At 65.5% G+C, this 17,780-nt stretch carries 13 protein-coding genes; 6 read left to right on the plus strand and 7 right to left on the minus strand.

Features of this window, described 5'->3' with window-relative positions; translation table 11 throughout:
* The first annotated feature begins 183 nt into the window (after nucleotides 1–183).
* Together GBJ34_RS03530 and GBJ34_RS03535 are read left to right on the plus strand one after the other, a co-directional pair.
* The gene (locus tag GBJ34_RS03530) at nucleotides 184–2,682 is read left to right on the plus strand and encodes a GcvT family protein (RefSeq protein WP_151717870.1); all 2,499 of its coding nucleotides are present in this window, start codon (nucleotides 184–186) and stop codon (nucleotides 2,680–2,682) included.
* A gap of 273 nt (nucleotides 2,683–2,955) precedes the next feature.
* Nucleotides 2,956–3,360 (plus strand): group III truncated hemoglobin, encoded by a 405-nt coding sequence (locus GBJ34_RS03535; protein WP_151717871.1) that lies wholly within the window; start codon nucleotides 2,956–2,958, stop codon nucleotides 3,358–3,360.
* Here GBJ34_RS03535 and GBJ34_RS03540 read toward each other — a convergent pair.
* The 6 genes from GBJ34_RS03540 to GBJ34_RS03565 form a co-directional block, all read right to left on the minus strand.
* Nucleotides 3,337–6,144 carry a DUF2339 domain-containing protein gene (locus tag GBJ34_RS03540; RefSeq protein WP_151717872.1) on the minus strand — a complete coding sequence of 936 codons (2,808 nt, stop codon included), beginning with the start codon at nucleotides 6,142–6,144 and terminating at the stop codon, nucleotides 3,337–3,339. The two genes, GBJ34_RS03535 and GBJ34_RS03540, sit on opposite strands and share 24 nt — an antisense overlap.
* Before the next feature lie 72 nt (nucleotides 6,145–6,216).
* On the minus strand, nucleotides 6,217–7,209 hold the full coding sequence (locus tag GBJ34_RS03545; protein ID WP_151717979.1) for a YcjF family protein: 993 nt from the start codon (nucleotides 7,207–7,209) through the stop codon (nucleotides 6,217–6,219).
* 59 nt (nucleotides 7,210–7,268) lie between these two features.
* Nucleotides 7,269–8,684: a YcjX family GTP-binding protein gene (locus GBJ34_RS03550; RefSeq protein ID WP_151717873.1), complete on the minus strand. Its 1,416-nt coding sequence runs from the start codon at nucleotides 8,682–8,684 to the stop codon at nucleotides 7,269–7,271.
* Between the two features lie 60 nt (nucleotides 8,685–8,744).
* A complete protein-coding gene (locus GBJ34_RS03555) occupies nucleotides 8,745–9,206 on the minus strand; it encodes a GNAT family N-acetyltransferase (RefSeq protein ID WP_192931098.1) in 462 nt (153 codons plus the stop codon).
* A gap of 65 nt (nucleotides 9,207–9,271) precedes the next feature.
* On the minus strand, nucleotides 9,272–10,849 hold the full coding sequence (locus GBJ34_RS03560; RefSeq protein WP_151717874.1) for a 2-isopropylmalate synthase: 1,578 nt from the start codon (nucleotides 10,847–10,849) through the stop codon (nucleotides 9,272–9,274).
* A gap of 387 nt (nucleotides 10,850–11,236) precedes the next feature.
* On the minus strand, nucleotides 11,237–12,265 hold the full coding sequence (locus tag GBJ34_RS03565) for a lysine-2,3-aminomutase-like protein (protein WP_151717875.1): 1,029 nt from the start codon (nucleotides 12,263–12,265) through the stop codon (nucleotides 11,237–11,239).
* Between the two features lie 168 nt (nucleotides 12,266–12,433).
* Between GBJ34_RS03565 and dacB the strand changes: the two genes are divergently transcribed.
* The 4 genes from dacB to GBJ34_RS03585 all read left to right on the plus strand — a co-directional run bounded on the left by dacB (nucleotide 12,434) and on the right by GBJ34_RS03585 (nucleotide 16,577).
* The gene (gene dacB / locus GBJ34_RS03570; protein ID WP_151717876.1) at nucleotides 12,434–13,909 is read left to right on the plus strand and encodes a D-alanyl-D-alanine carboxypeptidase/D-alanyl-D-alanine endopeptidase; all 1,476 of its coding nucleotides are present in this window, start codon (nucleotides 12,434–12,436) and stop codon (nucleotides 13,907–13,909) included.
* A 146-nt stretch (nucleotides 13,910–14,055) separates the two neighbouring features.
* Nucleotides 14,056–15,483 (plus strand): OmpA family protein, encoded by a 1,428-nt coding sequence (locus GBJ34_RS03575; protein ID WP_226341034.1) that lies wholly within the window; start codon nucleotides 14,056–14,058, stop codon nucleotides 15,481–15,483.
* A 21-nt stretch (nucleotides 15,484–15,504) separates the two neighbouring features.
* Entirely contained in the window at nucleotides 15,505–16,131 is a 627-nt protein-coding gene (locus tag GBJ34_RS03580; RefSeq protein ID WP_151717878.1) for an NADH-quinone oxidoreductase subunit E, read from the plus strand.
* Nucleotides 16,132–16,307: 176 nt separating this feature from the next.
* On the plus strand, nucleotides 16,308–16,577 hold the full coding sequence (locus GBJ34_RS03585) for a hypothetical protein (RefSeq protein WP_151717879.1): 270 nt from the start codon (nucleotides 16,308–16,310) through the stop codon (nucleotides 16,575–16,577).
* 53 nt (nucleotides 16,578–16,630) lie between these two features.
* Here the strand turns inward: GBJ34_RS03585 and rodA are convergent, their stop codons facing one another.
* A complete protein-coding gene (gene rodA, locus GBJ34_RS03590; RefSeq protein WP_151717880.1) occupies nucleotides 16,631–17,770 on the minus strand; it encodes a rod shape-determining protein RodA in 1,140 nt (379 codons plus the stop codon).
* Nucleotides 17,771–17,780 lie beyond the last annotated feature (10 nt).

Below are 17,780 nucleotides of genomic sequence, written 5' to 3' on the forward strand. Positions count from 1 at the left end.
TCCCGATTTTCCGATCACAACGGGATCACAAGATTTTCATGGGCCCGGGCGCAGCACCGTGGGAACCGGATCGCCGCAGGCCTCGGGCAATGTCGTTTTTCGCCGATTTGCGTCGGGCAGCCTTGGTTGTCGGCCCATAAAGCTGGCATTCATGAAAGACAGTCAGCGCGAACGGAGTCGCCCATGAAAACCCATGTCAAAGCCCTGGTGGTCGGCGGCGGCGCCGTCGGCAACGGCATTGCCTATCACCTCGCCAAAGCCGGATGGGATACGATGCTTGTCGAACGCGACGAGCTGACCTCCGGTTCGACCTGGCACGCGGCGGGGTTGCTTCCGCTGTTCAACATGTCCTTCGCGACCACCCATATCCACAAATACTCCGTCGATTTCTACAAGTCGCTGGAGGCCGAGACCGGGCTGAATGCGGGTTTCGCCGTGGTTGGCAACCTGCGCATGGCGCAGCGTCAGGAACGCATGGATGAATACATGCTCTATTCCTCGGTCGCGGAAACCGCCGGGGTCTATCATGAATTCCTCAGCCCGAAGGAAATGAAGGACCGCTGGCCGCTGCTCAATACCGAAGACCTGATCGGCGCGCTGTATCACCCGCAGGACGGCTATATCAATCCGGCCGATGTGACCCAGGCCATGGCCAAGGGCGCGCGCCAGCATGGTGCGCATATCGAGCGCAAGGTGCAGGTGGATGGCTATCGCTGGACCGGCTCCGAATGGGTGGTGTCCTGCACCCGCATGGTCGACAAGGGCGGGATGCTGGTGCCGAGCGAGGACAAGTTCGAGATCGTCGCCGAACATGTGGTTACCGCCACCGGCAACCATGCGCAGCGCACCGCGCGCCTGTTGGGCGTGAAGATCCCGGCCATTCCGGTGGAACACCAGTTCATCGTGACCGAGCCCGATCCGATGTTGCAGGAATACCGCAAGAGCAATCCCGAACACCCGGTGCTGCGCGATGCCGACAGCAAATGGTATGTGCGCGAAGAACGCGGCGGCTGGATCCTTGGCCCCTATGAGGCCGGTGCGCCCGCGCGCTTCCTGTATGACGTGCCGGAAACCTTCCGCGCCGACCTTTTCCCGCTGGATCTGGAACGGATCGAGACCGAATACATGTCGATGATCCATCGTCTGCCCTCGTCCGAGACGGTCGGCCTCAAGGACGATTTCAACGGCCCGATCTGCTACACGCCCGATGGTAACCCGCTGGTCGGGCCGGTGCCGGGTCTGCGCAATATGTGGATCGCCGAAGGCTTCAGCTTCGGCATCACCGCCGCGGGCGGCACCGGCTATTATCTGGCGCAGATGATGGTCAATGGCGAAGCCGAAATCGACATGGCCAGCCTTGATCCCAAGCGTTACGGCAACTGGATGACCACCGAATATGCCGCGCGCAAGAATGAGGAATGCTATGAGCATGTCTTCATCCTGCACCACCCCGATGAGGAGCGCGAGGCTTGCCGCCCGTTGCGCACTGCCCCCGCCTATGACCGCCAGAAGGAAATGGGCGCGCAATTCGGCCAGGTGAATGGCTGGGATCGCCCGAACTATTACGGGCCGAAGGATGCGCCTGCGTCGTTCGACCATGACAGCCGGTCGTTCCGGCGCGGTGCCTGGTGGCCCTATGCCAAGGCCGAGGCCGAGGCCGTGCGCTCGACCGTGGGCATCATCGACGCCTCTGCTTTCACCAAACATCTGGTGCGCGGCCCCGGCGCCACGGCCTTCCTTGACCACTTCACCTGCAACAAGCTGCCCAATGTCGGCCGCATCAACCTGACCTATGCGCTGACCGATGCGGGCACCACCCGCACCGAATACACCATCGTCCGTCTGAAGGAGAATGAATACTACATCATCTCCGCCGGGGCATGGACGGCCTATGACGCTGATTTCCTGATGAAATCCGCCGAAGATTTCATGGCCAAGGGCGGCGGCTATCTCGACATCCATGACGTCACCACGCAATGGGGCGTCTATGCGCTGGCAGGCCCGAATGCCCGCGCCCTGATGAACGAGATCGTCAAGGATGCCGATCCCTCGACCGTCTTGTCGAACAAACGCTTCCCGTGGCTGTCCTACCGCGACATCGAACTGGGCATGTGCCCGGTCCGCGCGATCCGCGTGGCCTATACCGGAGAGCTGGGTTGGGAACTGCATTACCCGATCGAGTTTGGCCGCTACCTGTGGGATCTGCTCTGGTCGGTGGGCGAGAAGCACGGCCTCAAAGGGGTTGGTGCCCGGGCGCAGAACTGGCTGCGGCAGGAAAAATCCTATCGCGCCTTCGGCAACGAACTGGGCCGCGACGCAACGCCCCTGGAGGCCGCATTGGACCGCTTTGTCGATCTGTCCAAGGATTTCAACGGCAAGCAGGCGATGCTCGATCTCGGCATCCGCTCGAAATGCGTGACGCTGCTGATCGACGGGCCGGATGACACCGATCCCTGGGGCAAAGAGGCGATCCTCAAGGATGGCGTCAAGGTCGGACGACTGACCTCGGGCGGCTACTCGGTGGCCTTCGGCAAACAGATCGGCATGGGCTATGTCAGCCCGGAACTGGCCGAAGTCGGCACCAAGCTGAAGGTGAAGATGCTGCTGAAGGAATGGGATGCGGTCGTGGTGGAGGACAGCCCCTTCGATCCCAAGAACGAGCGGATCCGCGTCAACGGCTAAGCCCCTATCGTTGCAGCGCGACAGGCACGCCGTAACCACGACAATGATCGCTGGTCTGCCATGCCAGGCCGCTTGCGCAAATCATCAGGCGCGCCCCCTAACCCGGGCGCGCCTATTCATGTGGGGCCCGGCCCGCGCGGCGGGCGATGTCGCAATGCCGAAAGATCTGGTGCGCAGATCCCGACCGCAGGTCGAACCCGCCGCGTCACCCTGCCCTCTTGGCCTGTTGGCTTGAACGCGGCATCTTCGGATCACCCATAAGGATCCCGCGTCATGACCGCACTGCCCCCCGCCTTTGCCATCACCCCTGACCAGATCGACGCACAGGTCGCGGCCTTCTATGCCGCCGTGCGCCGAGATCCGCTGCTGGGTCCGGTCTTTGCACATCATGTGACGGATTGGCCGGAACACGAGGCAAAGATTGGCAGGTTCTGGCGCAATGCCATCCTGCGTGAGCGGGTCTATGACGGATCCCCCATGATGGCGCACAGGCAGGCAGGCGATGTGGTGCCCGATCATTTCCCGCAATGGCTGGCCCTGTTTGATGCCACGCTGGACACCACTGTGCCACCCGACACCGCCGCGGCCTGGTCGGCGATGGCGCATCGCATCGGGCGCGCACTGGCGATGGGGGTCAGCGACGCGCGACGCCCCTCAGACGCGGTTCCCCGGTTCTGAGGGCGGCTCCCCCATCTGCTGGCCGATCCAGCGGTTGAGCCAGGCCAGACCGGCCAAGGCAAGACCAAGACCCGCAAAGCTCAGCACCCGCACAAGCCCCGACAGGCCCGAGACATCCCAAAGGAAGACCTTGGCCACCGTCAGCGCGATCACCGCCATGGCGATCCGGCGCAACAGCACCGACCGGCGCGCCAGGGCCTGCCATAGCAGCCCGGCCCCGGTCAGCATCATCGCCAGCGTATAGCTGTAAAGCTCGCCCTGAAGCACCTCGGGGCCACCGATCCAGCGCCCGTGCCAGCCATGGCGGATCGCCGCGATGCCATAGATCACCAGGAAGCCCACGCCGACCAGCCGCAGCCCCTGCCGCAATCTGTGCGGCAGCGCCATCAGGCGTGGCGGCACCAGAAGCAGGATCAGGCCGGGCACCGCATAGGCGATGAACAGGCTGTTCAGCACAATCGGCCCGCGCACCCAACCGCGCGGATCATCTGCCCAACCGGCAAAGATCGGGTTCAACACCAACACAGCCATCGCCAGCCCGCCAAAGGCCAGCAGCCCCGCGCCCGCCGCGATCAGCAGCCGGATACGGCGGGCGAGGCCCGGGCTCACCCGCGCGCGCCAGCATTGACCAAGCGCCAGGATCAGCCAGGGCAGCGCGTAAAGCGTGGCCCCCCAATGGCTTTCCGACAGATCCGGCGACCAGTTGCCATCGGGCAGCGTGACCGCCTCGAACTGGCGCAAGACCAGCACATTGACCAGCAGCGCCAAGGCCGAAAGGCCAAGGCTTTCCATCACGGCACGCGGCAGCAACCGCGACGCACGCAACCCGCGCAGGCCAAGCCAGCACGCCGCAGCCACCCCAAGGTAAGAGGCCAGCACCGCCCAAAGCGGCGCAGCTTCCGCCCATGACAGGCCGGGATCGACCACCAGCCGCCAGGACAAGACCGCCGCCGCCGCCTGAATGAACCAGCCCATCTCCGGCAGGCCAAAGCGGCGATCCAGCTCCACCGCGACCAGGAGCAGGACGGCCAGCGCCAGTGTCAGCGCCGCAGCCGAGGTGACAAGGAACAGCGACAGCGCGATCAGGGTCAGCGCCGCCAGGGTGGCCCAGGCGACACGCCGCCCCGGGGCCCGATCCGCATGGGCATCGGCACGGGCAAAGGCCAGGGCCAACCCGACCGCAGCAGCCGCCACCGCCATCACATGCAACGCCCAAGCGTAGCTGCCAAGCACGGTGGCGGGTTGCCACAAGGCCTCCAGCAGCAGCACCGCGACGGGGGCTGTCAACACCGCCAGCAGCGCATCCGGCAGGCTGCCGCGCCGCAGCGCCCGCCAGGCAAACCCGGCAGAGATCAGCACCGCCAAGGCCAGCAACAGCAGCACCGTCGCGGGTGCCCCGCTTTCAGGCGCGCGGCGCAGGATATCCTGCATCTGAAAGGTCATCCGCATGTCTTGCGCCAGCGCCAGCTTGGCCAGCAGCCCAAGCGCGGGCAGCGCCGCCAGATCGCGCAGACCCGGTGCCGCATCGGCCCAAAGCAGCAGCACCAGCGCCAAGGCGGTCAACAGCAGGAAGCCCAGCATGGCCAGATCCCCGCCAAGACCCAGCATGGTCAGCGCCGCCGTCACCACCACCATATTGCCCGCCGCCAGCCGCACCGGGAAACTGGGCCAACGCCCGGCCCTGCGCCACATCGCCCGTGTAACCGAGGGTGCCGGGTGATCTGGCACAAGGCTGCGCTGCGGGATGATGATGGCGATCAGCGCCATGGCCAGCAGGCTCCACATCCAGCCTGCCTGCCCGGCCCCGCTGGCTGTCATCAGGAACAGCCCCAGATGCGCCAGCACCAGCGCCAGAACCGAAATCCAGGCCCAGCGGCGGATCGCATCGACCGCAAGGCCGATGACCGCAAGCCCGACATAATAGCCCAGCAGCCATGTGGGGGCCGCCCCGCCACCATCCAGCAGGAACGGCGTCAGCGCTCCACCCAGCAGGCCGATGGCCGCGAGGAATGGCCCGTGCCGCCAGCCCAGCCAGATCGCGCCAAGCGCGGTCAGGCCCAGACCCGCAAAGGTCATGCCAGGCCCGTAAAGGCCGTAGATCAGCCGCCCGGCCGCAATGCCCGCAAAGATCGCAACGATCCCCGCCCCGCTGAAGACCGAGGGCAGATAACCCGCCCGCGCCTTCGCGCCATCGCCCCAGCGGCGGCGCAGCCATTCCCCGGCCCCGATCAGACCCGCGCCAAAGGCAATGGCGGCCATCACGTGCAACGGCGGCGGCAGCAGGCCCTTTTCGATACCGTATTGGACGAAGAACACCCCCGCCAAAGCCAGCGACAGCGCAGCGACCGCATAGGCCCAATTGTCGCGCAGCCAGGCGAAAACCGCCTCGAGCCGGTCGGTGCGAAAGACCAGCGGCTGGTCCTGACCGGGCGCGGTGTGCGGGACGGCGGGACGCGGTGCCGGAATGGCAGCAGGGGGCGGTGCCGCAGGTCTGGACGGCACCGCATCTGGCGCAGGCATCAATGCCGCGACCGGCGCGGGCGCGGCCCGCGGCCCCCCTGCGGGCGGCGGCGCAGGCCGCGCGACAGGGGCGGCACCGGGCAGCAAGGCCAGATCGCGCAGCCGCTTCACCTCGGCCACCAACTGGCCCGAGATATTCTCCAACTGGCTGATCCGCGATTTCGCACCGGACAGTTGCGCAAACAGGATGATGCAGAGGATCGGCGCGATCAGGGCGGCCACGCCGATCAGGAACGCCATGAAGATCAGGAAATCGTCACCCATGCCGGGCCTCCGCGCCGATACTCGTTCTGGTCAGAATATCAGCAGAAACCCGGATGGCAACGTATTGAGGTGTCAGGGATTCCCGCCCTCATCCGCCTTGCGCCCGGCAGCGCGATCAAACAGCCCGGCAAGCGCGCGGCTGACCAGAGCCGAAACACTGGGGCGGGCTGCTACATGGAAGGGCAGCGGGCGGCACAGCTCCATCGCGGCGACACCGACGCGGGCGGTCAGGGCACCGTTCACCACCCCTTCGCCAAAGCGGCGTGACAGTTTGGACAGCACACCGCCCCCCGCGACCGACCCGATCAGATCATCGGTCAGCGCCACCGCCCCGGTCGCCACCAGATAGGTGAAAACCCGACGCAACAGCCCGAGCGAGGCAAAGCCCCCCGACCTGCCGCCGTAAATCTCGGCGATGCGGCGGATCATCAGCAGATTGGCAAACAGCGCCATGGCTACATCGGCCAAAGCCAGCGGCACCAGCGCGGTGACGGTTGCAACCTGCCGTGCTGCCGCCTCGACCTCGGCCCGCGCGCGGGCATCCAGCGGCAGGATCAGCAAGGTTTCGGCCTGATCGACGATGCCATCGGCATCCATCATCTCGTCGCTGCGGGCCGCCAGACGCAGCCGCGCCTCGGTCAGTTCGGGGCGGCTGGCGTAAAGCCCGGCCACGCGGGCGACAACATTGCGCGCGGCCTTGCTGTCGCCGGAGGTTTTGGCGGCCAGCGCATCGGCCCGCTGGTGCTCCAGCCGCCCCAACCGCAGAAAGGCTGACCATTCGCGCAGTCCCGCGATCAGCGCAAGGCCCACCGCAATCACCGTCAGGCCAAGCGCCAGATAGCCAAGGATCGGATTGCGCGCGATCAGCGTGGTCACGAAATCATAGGCCGCGACCGACAGCACAAAGGTGAACAGCGCCGAAAACACCCAAAGCAGCGCCCGCATCAGCGGCGACGCGCGGCGGGCCGAGATTTTGGCGGCAAGTTGCATCGCGCGCCCCTCTGCCGGATCATCCAGCACAAGGGGTGCGGCACCCGGATCGGCATCGTCATCGCGGTCCAGCATCAGCGGGCGGCGCAGCGGCGCGGGGCCGTCGCGCGGGTCATCCCGAAAACCATCCTGTGTCACAGCTTGTCTCCGATCAGAAACTCGGCGGCGCGGTCCAGCCTGATATGCGGCGGCCCTTCGCCGGGGCGCAGGGTCAGGCGGGCCGGCGCAAAGCCCATCAGGGCGAAATCGGCATCCAGCCATCGTTCCGCCCCCTTGCGGGCGGGGGATAGCAGGCGCGCGGGGTCTTGCGGCAATTCGCCGGGATACATCGCCGCCTGCTTGCCGGTGGCAGCGAGACGCCCGCGCACCATCGGCAGATCCTCGCCATCGCGGCTCACCACCTCTTCCACCGTGGCGCGCAGACCCGCCAGCGACATCGCCGCAACCTCGGCCCCCGAAAACGCCGCGCGGTCGCGGGCCTCGCGCACCAGCGCCTCGGTGATGGCGGTCAGCGCCGCATGTTGCGACTGGTGCAGGTGATCGGCCTTGGTGGCCGCAAACAGCACCTTCTCGATGCGTCGTCCCAACAGGATCTCATTCAGAAACCCGTTCCGACCGGGGCGAAAGGCGGTCAGGATCTCGGCCATGGTCTGGCGCAGATCCTCAAGCGCCTGCGGCCCGGCATGGATCGCGCCCAGCACATCGACAAGCACGACCTGCCGGTCGACACGGGCGAAATGCGCCCGGAAGAAGGGTTTCACCACGCGGGATTTATAGGCCTCATAGCGGCGCTCCATCTCGCGCCACAGGCTGCCGCGCGCGGTGGTCGCGGGTTCCGGGATCGGGGCAAAGGTCAGGACCGGGCTGCCGGCAAGCTCACCCGGCAGCAGGAAACGCCCTGGCGTGCAATCGGACCACCCCGCCGCGCGCGCCGCCACCAGATAATCGGTGAATTGCGCGGCCAAGGCTTGCGCCCGCATCTCGTCATGCGCCAGCGCGCCATCCTCGGCCCGGGCGGTCGCCAGATATTCCGCCCCCATCGGGCGCCGGGCCATCCGCGTCAGCGCGTCATCGGCCCATTCCGCATAGGTCTTGTCCAGCAGCGCCAGATCCAGCAGCCATTCGCCGGGATAATCGACGATATCCAGATGCACGGTCTGCGAGTCGCGCAGGGCAGACAGCAACCCGGTCGGCTTCACCCGGAACGACAGGCGAAGTTCCGACACCGCCCGCGTGCTGTCGGGCCAATGCGGATCGTCGCCGGTCAACGCGGCCAAATGGTTTTCATAGTCAAACCGCGCCACGGTATCGTCGGGTTGCGGTTGCAGATAGGCGGCCTCGATCCGGCGCGCGCCTTCGGCCCGCAATTGCGGCATCCGGCCGCGATCCAGCAGATTGGCGACCAGTCCGGTGATGAACACGGTCTTGCCCGCCCGCGACAGGCCGGTAACCCCCAGCCGCACGGTGGTGTCGGAAAACGGATCGGTCACGGTAGAGACCAGCCCTTCAAGGCTGCGGCCCAACTGGTCGGTTATGTCACTGATCGCCACGGCAAAACCCCTGTCATCGCCCCCAACATAGGCGGTGCGGGGGCGGCTGTGTAGGGGGCCTCAGATCTGGTCGCGCTCCAGGACCATATCGCAACGGTCCAGACCGGGGGCGAAGCCATCGGGGATCGTGGCCTGCAAGGTGAATCCGAAACCCCGATAGAAACCCGCGGTGTGCTGGCTGGTGGCAAGGATCACGCGCCGGATACCGGGCATGGCCCAGGCCGCAGTCAGCCGCGCTTGGGTCAGGCGGGTGCCAAGGCCCTGGCGGTGCTGAGATCGATCCACCATGCCCCATGTCAAAGCGGCGCTTTCCGTATCGGGTTCACGCGCCACCCCGCCACAGGCCATCACCCTGCCCGCCTGTGCCAGTACCAGATAGGTGCCGTCAGATGCTGGGACATTCTCAAGAAATTCAACGAATTGCGCCCGTTCGTCGGGCGCGAAGAACTGCGGCACATTGCTGTCAAACAAGGCAAGACAGGCCGTCAGATCGCCGGGGTGATAGCTGCGTGTCTCGATCATATGGCAGGGCCCGGGCTTGAGAGGGAACCCCGGACACCCTATCGGCGCCCGGGGCTTGGTTCAGATCAACCCGCGTCGCGGAAATCGACGGTTTTCACGTCATCGCCGGGGTTGGATTTCTTGCGACGCTCGATCAGGCGGTTGATCGCGTTCACATAGGCCTTCACGCTGGCGACGATGGTGTCGGTATCGGCGGAAGACCCGGTGGCGATGCGCCCCTCTTCCTCGATCCGAACGCTGACAGTCGCCTGCGCATCGGTGCCTTCGGTCACCGCCTGCACCTGATACAATTGCAGGCGCGCCTTGTGGGGATAGAGCATCTTCACACAATTGAACGCCGCATCGACGGGACCATCGCCAGTCGCGTCAATGCTGTGCTCCACCCCGTCAATCACCAGGGTCAGTTCGGCCTCTTGCGGGCCATCGGTGCCGCAGACCACACGCAGACGCTTCACCTGAATGGTGTCATGCGCCTCATTGGTGTCGCTGTCCTTGACCAGCGCCAGCAGATCGTCGTCATAGACCTCTTTCTTGCGGTCGGCCAAAGCCTTGAAGCGCACGAACAGGTCATTCAGCTGGTTATCGGCCAGATCGACGCCCAGATCCTTCATCTTGGCGCGCAAGGCGGCACGGCCCGAATGCTTGCCCAAGACGATATTCTCGGCCTTCAGGCCGATGGATTCCGGGCGCATGATCTCGAAGGTTTCGACGTTTTTCAGCACGCCATCCTGATGGATGCCGGATTCGTGCAGGAAGGCGTTCTTGCCCACGATGGCCTTGTTGAACTGCACCGCAAAGCCCGAAACGGTGGAAACCCGGCGCGACAGATGCATGATCTTGGTGGTATCGATGCCGGTCTGGAACGGCATGATGTCGTTGCGCACCTTCAGCGCCATCACCACTTCTTCCAGCGCCGCATTGCCCGCGCGTTCGCCCAGGCCATTGATCGTGCATTCGATCTGACGGGCGCCCGCCTCAACGGCCGCCAGGCTATTGGCCGTCGCCATGCCCAGATCGTTGTGGCAATGGGTCGAGAAGATCACCTGATCCGCACCCGGCACGCGTTCCAGCAACATGCGGATCAGGTCGGCGCTTTCGCGCGGCGCAGTATAACCCACGGTATCGGGAATGTTGATCGTGGTTGCCCCGGCCTTGATCGCGATCTCGACCACGCGGCACAGATAATCATGTTCCGTGCGGGTCGCATCCATCGCCGACCATTGCACATTGTCGCACAGGTTGCGGGCGTGCGTCACGGTGTCATGAATGCGCTCGGCCATCTCGTCCATGGTCAGGTTCGGAATGGCGCGGTGCAAGGGCGAGGTGCCGATGAAGGTGTGGATGCGCGGGCGGGCTGCGTGTTTCACCGCCTCCCAGCAGCGATCGATATCCTTGAAATTTGCGCGCGACAGGCCGCAGATCGTGGAGTTCTTCGAGCGTTTCGAGATTTCGCTGACGGCCGCAAAATCACCTTCCGAGGCGATGGGGAAACCTGCCTCGATCACATCGACGCCCATTTCATCCAACAGGCCCGCAATCTCCAGCTTTTCGGCATGGGTCATGGTCGCGCCGGGCGATTGCTCGCCATCGCGCAGGGTGGTGTCAAAAATCACAACGCGGGGTTGGGCGCTGGTCTCGGTCATCTGGGATATCCTTGTCGTTCAGACTTGCTTCTCTGGGATGTTTGGGCGCTGGACACCTCTGAGCGGTCGCACCCGAAGGCACGCTCAGAGGCAGCTAAGGAGAAGCAGGCCACGGGTGGCCAAGGCGCAAGGCTGCGCGGCGTGGATGATATGATGACCCGTGCTCATGGGGCCGGACTATACCGGGCGAGGACGGAATGAAAAGACCAAAAATAGCGCACAAGCCCGGGTTTCTGGTGCCGTTCTGCGGGGTCTTGCCCGCAATCCGATCAGGTCCGCAGGGTGCGGGCCGCGCTCAACCGGCCCTTTCGGCAAGCAGGCCCTTCATTCCCCATCCGCTGGATTGCAACGCCAATGCCGCATGGCTTGCAGGATCGGGGCCGGCAATCAGCCGCGCTCCGGGTCATCGTAGCGATGCGTCCCGCCCAAGCGGTCGGTAATCTGCCACTGACCGGGTGCCGTGCATTCGGCATGGGCGGGCGTCAGCATGACCTTGCCCGCCCCACCCGGAATATCCAGCACATAATGCGGTAGCGCGATGCCCGACAGCCGCTGTTTCAGCAGGGCCATCAGCGCCCGCCCCTCTTCGATGGTGGTGCGGAAATGACTGGTGCCCTCAGCCAGATCACAGTGATGCAGATAATAGGGCTTCACCCGGTTGCGCAGCAGGGCGCGAAACAGCGCCTCCAGCACATCCGCATCGTCATTCACCCCGCGCAGCAGCACCGATTGCGAGAACATCGCGATCCCGGCCCGGTTCAGGCGACGGATCGCCGCGCGGGCCGCTTCGGTCAGCTCATCCGGATGGTTGGTATGGATCACCAGATGCACCGGCAGATCGCGGTCCAGAACGGCAATCATCGCGGCATCCATGCGTTCGGGCGCCACCACCGGCACCCGGCTATGAATGCGGGCGGTCTCGACACTCGGGATGGCCTGCAACCGATCCAGCACCATGCCAAGGCGGCGCGGCGACAGCGACAGCGGATCGCCCCCGGTCAGGATCACCTCGCTGATCGCGGGTGTTGCCGCGATATAGGCCAGCGCCGCCTCAAGATCGGCATCGGGCAGGATGCCGGTCGCCCCCACCGTCTCGCGGCGAAAGCAGAAACGGCAATAGACTTCGCAGATCTGGGTCACCGCCAAGATCACCCGATCCGGGTAGCGATGCGTCAGGCCGGGTGCCGGGCTGAAGGTCTGATCGCCGATCGGATCGGCGCGTTCCTCGGGGCGGATCTGCAATTCCTGCGGCTGCGGCACGAACTGGCGGGCCACCCCATCAGAACCAAGGGCAGCCGTCATCGCGGGCGAGATGCGCAGGCGGAACCGATCCACCACCTGTTCCAGCGCAAGGCCATCCTCGGCGGGCGCGTGGCCCCCGGCGATCAGGGCGGGCACAGTGGTCAGGCTGGTCATGGTCGGATGTTCCTGCGGCGAAAGCGGGCGTCTAGCAAGGATTGCACCCGAAATGAAGCCCCGCGCCCCCGTCCGCCCTTCACATCCTGCGGCGCAAGGGCTTGCGCGGGGTTCCCTGCCCTGCGGCAGAAGGCTATGCGGGGGCGGAACCATATGGGAATGCGACTCATGCAATGGACACGGCGCGGGATGTTGGCGGGGCTTCTGGCGGGGATTGCCACGCCGCTGCTGGCCGAAGGCGCAAGCCTTGCCCCCGCGACCTCGATGTTCCCGCGCCGGCGCGGCGATGGCGGCGCGGCCCCGCGCCAGATCTCCAGCCCCGACCGGCTGATCGCGGCGGCCAAGCTGGGCGGTGCCCTGGGCTTTGTGGTGGCCGATGCCACAACCGGCACCGTGCTGGAGGCGCATGACCCCGACAGCCCCCTGCCGCCTGCCAGCGTGATGAAGGCGATGACGGCGGCCTATGCGCTGGACCGTCTGGGCCCAATGCATCGCTTTGGCACCCGCATCCTTGCCACCGGGCCGATATCTGGTGGCATCATCCAGGGCGATCTGGTTCTGGCGGGGGGCGGCGATCCGGTGCTCGATACCGATATGCTGGGCGATATGGCCGCACAACTGGCCGCGCGTGGCATCAAGGGCGTCAGCGGGCGCTATCTGCTGTGGGATGCGGCCCTGCCGCGGATGGAGCGGATTGACAGCGAGCAGCCCGATTTCGTCGGCTATAACCCGGCGATTTCCGGCCTGAACCTGAATTTCAACCGTGTGCATTTCGAATGGCGCCGCAATGCGGGGGCCTGGAACCTCACGATGGATGCCCGCGCCGAACGCTTCACCCCGGCGGTCAAGCTGGCCCGCGTCAGCGTGGCGCAGCGCGAAACGCCCTTGTTCACCTATCAGGGCGGCGCGCGCGACGAAAGCTGGACCGTCGCCTCGGCGGCCTTGGGCAAGGGGGGGGCGCGTTGGCTGCCCGTGCGCCACCCGGCGCTTTACACCGGCGAGGTGTTCCGCACGCTGGTGGCAAGCCACGGCATCAAACTGCCCGAGGCAGAACGGATCGACACCCTGCCCGAAGGACAGGAGGTGCTGCGTCATGACAGCCAACCGCTGGCGGAGTTGCTGCGCGACATGCTGAAACATTCGACCAACCTCACCGCCGAGGTGGCGGGCATGACCGCCTCGCAAGCCGCCAGCCATCAGGCATCGGCGGTGGCGATGCGGGAATGGGCGCGCGGGCGGCACGAGATCGACCCGGTGATCGCCGACCATTCCGGACTTGGTGCCGCCTCGCGCATTTCGGCCGCGCAGATGGTGAAGATGCTGGTCGATGTGCAGGGCGGTGCCCTGCCCGGGCTGCTGAAGGATCATGGTGTCTATGATGACAAGGGCGCGCGGCTGAAGGCGCATCCGGTGACGGTGCGTGCCAAGACCGGCACGCTGAACTTTGTCTCCACCCTTGCAGGCTATATCGACCCGCCGGGCGGGCGGCGTCTGGCCTTTGCGATCTTCGCCGGTGATATCGACCGCCGCGCCAAACTGTCGCTGGCCGAGCGCGAGCGTCCGCAGGGCGGCAGCGCCTGGAACAAGCGCGCCAAGACGCTGCAAAGCCAGCTTATCAACCGTTGGGCCGCGCTGCACGCCTGATCTTCGGGCGAAACCGGGTCGCATTCCAGCCTGTGACGCTGTGAAGCGCATTCTCCCCCTTGCCCTGCCCTTGCGGTCAATGGCAGGTTTTTGCGCAACGAAAACAGCGGCTGGGGGTGACTGTGCGCAAGGGTTTGGGTTTGGCTGTGTTGTTGGGCGGCGTTGCCGGTCTGGGCTGGTGGGGCACCACGCATGAGGCCGTCCGAATGGAGGACCGCATCCGTGCCGAGGCCGCGCCAATTGCTTCGGGATCGGTGCATGGCGTGACGGCAGAGGTTCTGGGCCGCGATATTCAGGTGAGCGGTCTGGCCGATAGCGAGGCCGAGCGGGCCGAGCTGATCCGCCAATACGAAGCCCTGCCGGGGCGGCGTGTGGTGCGCGACGATTTGCAGATCCTGGCCCCGGCCAAGCCCTTCACCACCATCCTGACCCTGACCGAACCGGGGACCGCCCTGACCGCCGAGGGCCATGTGTCCAGTGAGGCCGCGCGCGGCACGCTGGCCGAATGGCTGGGTGCGGAGACCGTGCAGGGCCTCACTCTGGCTTCTGGCGCGCCGATCGATCAGCTGGGCCTGCTGGAAACCGGCATGGCCGCGCTGAAACATATGGTGCGTGGCAGGGCGGATGTGACCGACGGGCTGTTGCGCGTCAGCGGCGAAGTGGCCGACCCGACCCAAGAGGCTGCGGTGATGGCCGAACTCGTCAAGGTGCCGCCGGAAATGGCCACCGCCAGTCTGACGCTGCTGGATGACGGCAAGCCCGCCGCATGGGAACTGGATTTCTCCGCCCTGACCGGCGCGGTCCTGCGCGGCAAGCTGCCCAAAGGCTTTGATCTGGCGGCGCTGCAAGGCGCGCTTGGCCTTGCCAGCCTGACCAATGAGGCCAGGTTTGCGACCACTGGCGATGCCGCCGCCCTGCCCGATCTGTTCGGCAAGCTGGCGCGCTGGCTGCCCGATCTTGAGGCGCTGCGGGTGAACATCCCCGCCGAAGGCGCCGCGAAGGTGGCCGCCAGTGTTGGAAAGGGGGCCGATCTCGATCTGATCCGCGAAGGCATGGCCGCCGATCTGGGGGCCGTCGATCTGACCGTGGACATGGTCGAAAGCGACGCGACCGAGGGCACCGAGCGCCTGAATGCCGCAACCGGCCAGACCGAGCGGCTGACATCGGGCTATTGGCTGCCGCTGGCCAGCTTTACCGTCGACAAGGCGACCTGTCAGGCGCAGGCCGATACGTTGCTGGCCGAGACCACCGTGAACTTCCTGTCCGGCTCTGACCGGCTGGATGCATCGGCGCTGCGGGTGCTGAACCGTCTGGCTTCGGTCATCGCACCCTGTGCGGGATCGGGCTTAAAGGCCGAGATTGGCGGACATACCGATGCATCGGGCGATCCGCTGGCCAATATCGGCCTCAGCCAACGCCGGGCAGACGCGGTGGTGAAGGCGCTGACCGCGCGCGGTGTGGCCCCCGCCATGCTGCGCGCCCATGGCTATGGCGCGGCGATGCCGATTGCTGACAATTCAACCGAACAAGGCCGGGCCGTGAACCGGCGCACGACCGTCATCTGGTCGGAATAATGGTGGGGACAGGAGAGTAACATGTTCAGAAACTGGGGTTTTCTGCTGGGCGAGATCTGGGTGCTGATCGCATTGGCGGCACTGGTCGGGTTGTTCGCGGGCTGGCTGATCTGGGGCCGCCGCACGGTGATCGAGACACCCGCCCTCAATAGTGGTGAGGCCGATCGCCTGCGCCGGCAACTGGGTGAATGCGAAAGCAAGGGCCGCAGCCAGGCTGCGCGCATCGCGGAACTGGAGCGCAAGCTGGCCGCGCCGGTCGCGGCACCTGAGCCCATGCCTGCCCCGGTGATGGAGACCGCCCCCGTCACTATGGTCGCGCCGCTGATGGCCGTGCCAGAACCTGTGTCAGACCCGGAGCCTGCTGCAGCGCCGGTCGTGGCCATCCGCCCGGCCGCGCTGAGTGCCGCGCGCGATGGCAAGAGCGATGATCTGAAGCTGATCAAGGGCGTCGGACCCAAGCTGGAGGCGCTGCTTCATAGCCTCGGCTTCTTCCATTTCGACCAGCTTGCGAACTGGACCGCAGCAGAGATCGCCTGGGTGGACGAGAACCTGGAAGGCTTCAAGGGCCGCGTCACCCGCGACGAATGGGTGCAACAGGCCCGCGATCTGGCCAATGGCCTGCCACCGCGCCCGGGCGGCGAGAACTGAGGCAGGCCCCGGCATCGCGATCACAAACCGATCCACCACAAGGCGCCCCCGAACTCCGGCGGGCGCCTTGCGCGTTCAAAAGGGGCTGCGTCACAGCAACCGCACCCTTTTGCGGCGGCTCTTGATACCGGACCGGCAACATCCCAGGTTGGCAATGGGGCGGAAAAGGGCATTGAGTGGCGCAGATCCTGGGACTCGTGGTAGAATTTGGGGTCGCAGGCATCAGCCGCGCCATCTATGGGACCGATGAAAAACCGCAGCCGCTCTGGCGCCGCGCGCTGTTGCACCTGTTCATCCTAGGCGGGGCAGCCGCTCTGATCCTGCCATTCCGGTCCATGGTGCCCAATTTGCTTTGGCTTGTTTGGGGCTTTGCTGTTTTTGTCATGCTCTGGTCGACGGCAGAGCGTTGGTATCAACGCCTGACCCGGCGTGGGCGCTGGTGGTAATCCCGCCTGACGGCATCGGCTCGTGCCGCGCCCGCGCTCACCTCGCCCTCACGTCACCGCGCCCGATGCACATGGGCGCTTTGCACCAGACCAAAGCCCACCAGCAGCACCAGCATGGCCGAACCGCCATAGGACAGCAATGGCAGCGGCACGCCCACCACCGGCGCCATGCCCATCACCATCGACAGGTTCACCGCGATATAGAAGAACAGGTTGGCCGCGACCCCGAGGATCAGGAGTTGCGAATAGCGGTCGCGATTCTGCATGGCCGAAATCACGCAAAAGGCGATGATCGCGGCATAAAGCATCAGCAGCGAAAACGCCCCGATATAGCCGAACTCTTCTGCCAGGGTGGTGAAGATGAAGTCGGTATGCTTTTCCGGCAGGAAGTTCAGCCGCGACTGCGTGCCCTGCATGAAGCCCTTGCCGCCCCAGCCGCCCGAGCCAAGCGCGATCTGCGCCTGAATGATGTTGTAGCCCGCGCCCAAAGGATCGGCACTTGGATCGATGAACGTATCGATACGGCGATATTGATAATCATGCAGGAACTGCCAGGGCGTGCCGCGGAAATGGAACACCCCCCAGATCGCGCCGCCCACTACACCGGCCACCGCGCCAAAATACCACCAGCTGACACCCGCGCAGAACATCACCGCCGCCCCCACTGCCAGCAGCATGATCGAGGTGCCAAGGTTGGGCTGCAACAGCACCAGAACGGTCGGTGCCACGATCAGGAGAACCGGCACCAGCACCCAGAACGGATGAGAGACCTTCTTGGGATCCAGCCAGTCGTAATAGGCGGCCAGCATCATCACGAGGGTGAACTTCATCATCTCGGATGGTTGCAGGATGATCGGCCCGAGCTCGATCCAGCGCTGCGCGCCCATGCCGACGCGGCCAAAAAACTCCACCACCAGCAGCAGGGCAAAGGCGACCAGATAGGCCAGCACCGACATGTTGCGCCAGAACCAGATCGGCGTGAAGGCCACGATGAACATGAGGCCAAGCCCCACGCCAAAGCGTTTCATCTGCGGTTCGGCCCAGCGAGACATTTCGCCGCCCGCCACGGAATAAAGCATGAGGAAGCCGACCGAGGCCACAGCGGTGATCAGCAGGACCAGCGGCCAGTTGACGAACAAGACCTTGCGCAAGCCCGTCGGCGCGGTCTTGATGCGGTATTCCAGAAAGCTCATGCCCCCGCCC

The organism is Gemmobacter serpentinus (genome assembly GCF_008973825.1).
In the GTDB taxonomy this organism is placed as follows: domain Bacteria; phylum Pseudomonadota; class Alphaproteobacteria; order Rhodobacterales; family Rhodobacteraceae; genus Gemmobacter; species Gemmobacter serpentinus.

What these genes read in the sequence shown, in the direction of transcription:
- GBJ34_RS03530 (WP_151717870.1), top strand. Translation starts at nt 184, where the DNA reads ATGAAAACCCATGTCAAAGCCCTGGTGGTCGGCGGCGGCGCCGTCGGC.
- GBJ34_RS03535 (WP_151717871.1), top strand. Translation starts at nt 2,956, where the DNA reads ATGACCGCACTGCCCCCCGCCTTTGCCATCACCCCTGACCAGATCGAC.
- GBJ34_RS03540 (WP_151717872.1), bottom strand. Translation starts at nt 6,144, where the DNA reads ATGGGTGACGATTTCCTGATCTTCATGGCGTTCCTGATCGGCGTGGCC.
- GBJ34_RS03545 (WP_151717979.1), bottom strand. Translation starts at nt 7,209, where the DNA reads ATGCTGGACCGCGATGACGATGCCGATCCGGGTGCCGCACCCCTTGTG.
- GBJ34_RS03555 (WP_192931098.1), bottom strand. Translation starts at nt 9,206, where the DNA reads ATGATCGAGACACGCAGCTATCACCCCGGCGATCTGACGGCCTGTCTT.
- GBJ34_RS03560 (WP_151717874.1), bottom strand. Translation starts at nt 10,849, where the DNA reads ATGACCGAGACCAGCGCCCAACCCCGCGTTGTGATTTTTGACACCACC.
- GBJ34_RS03565 (WP_151717875.1), bottom strand. Translation starts at nt 12,265, where the DNA reads ATGACCAGCCTGACCACTGTGCCCGCCCTGATCGCCGGGGGCCACGCG.
- dacB (WP_151717876.1), top strand. Translation starts at nt 12,434, where the DNA reads ATGCAATGGACACGGCGCGGGATGTTGGCGGGGCTTCTGGCGGGGATT.
- GBJ34_RS03580 (WP_151717878.1), top strand. Translation starts at nt 15,505, where the DNA reads ATGTTCAGAAACTGGGGTTTTCTGCTGGGCGAGATCTGGGTGCTGATC.
- rodA (WP_151717880.1), bottom strand. Translation starts at nt 17,770, where the DNA reads ATGAGCTTTCTGGAATACCGCATCAAGACCGCGCCGACGGGCTTGCGC.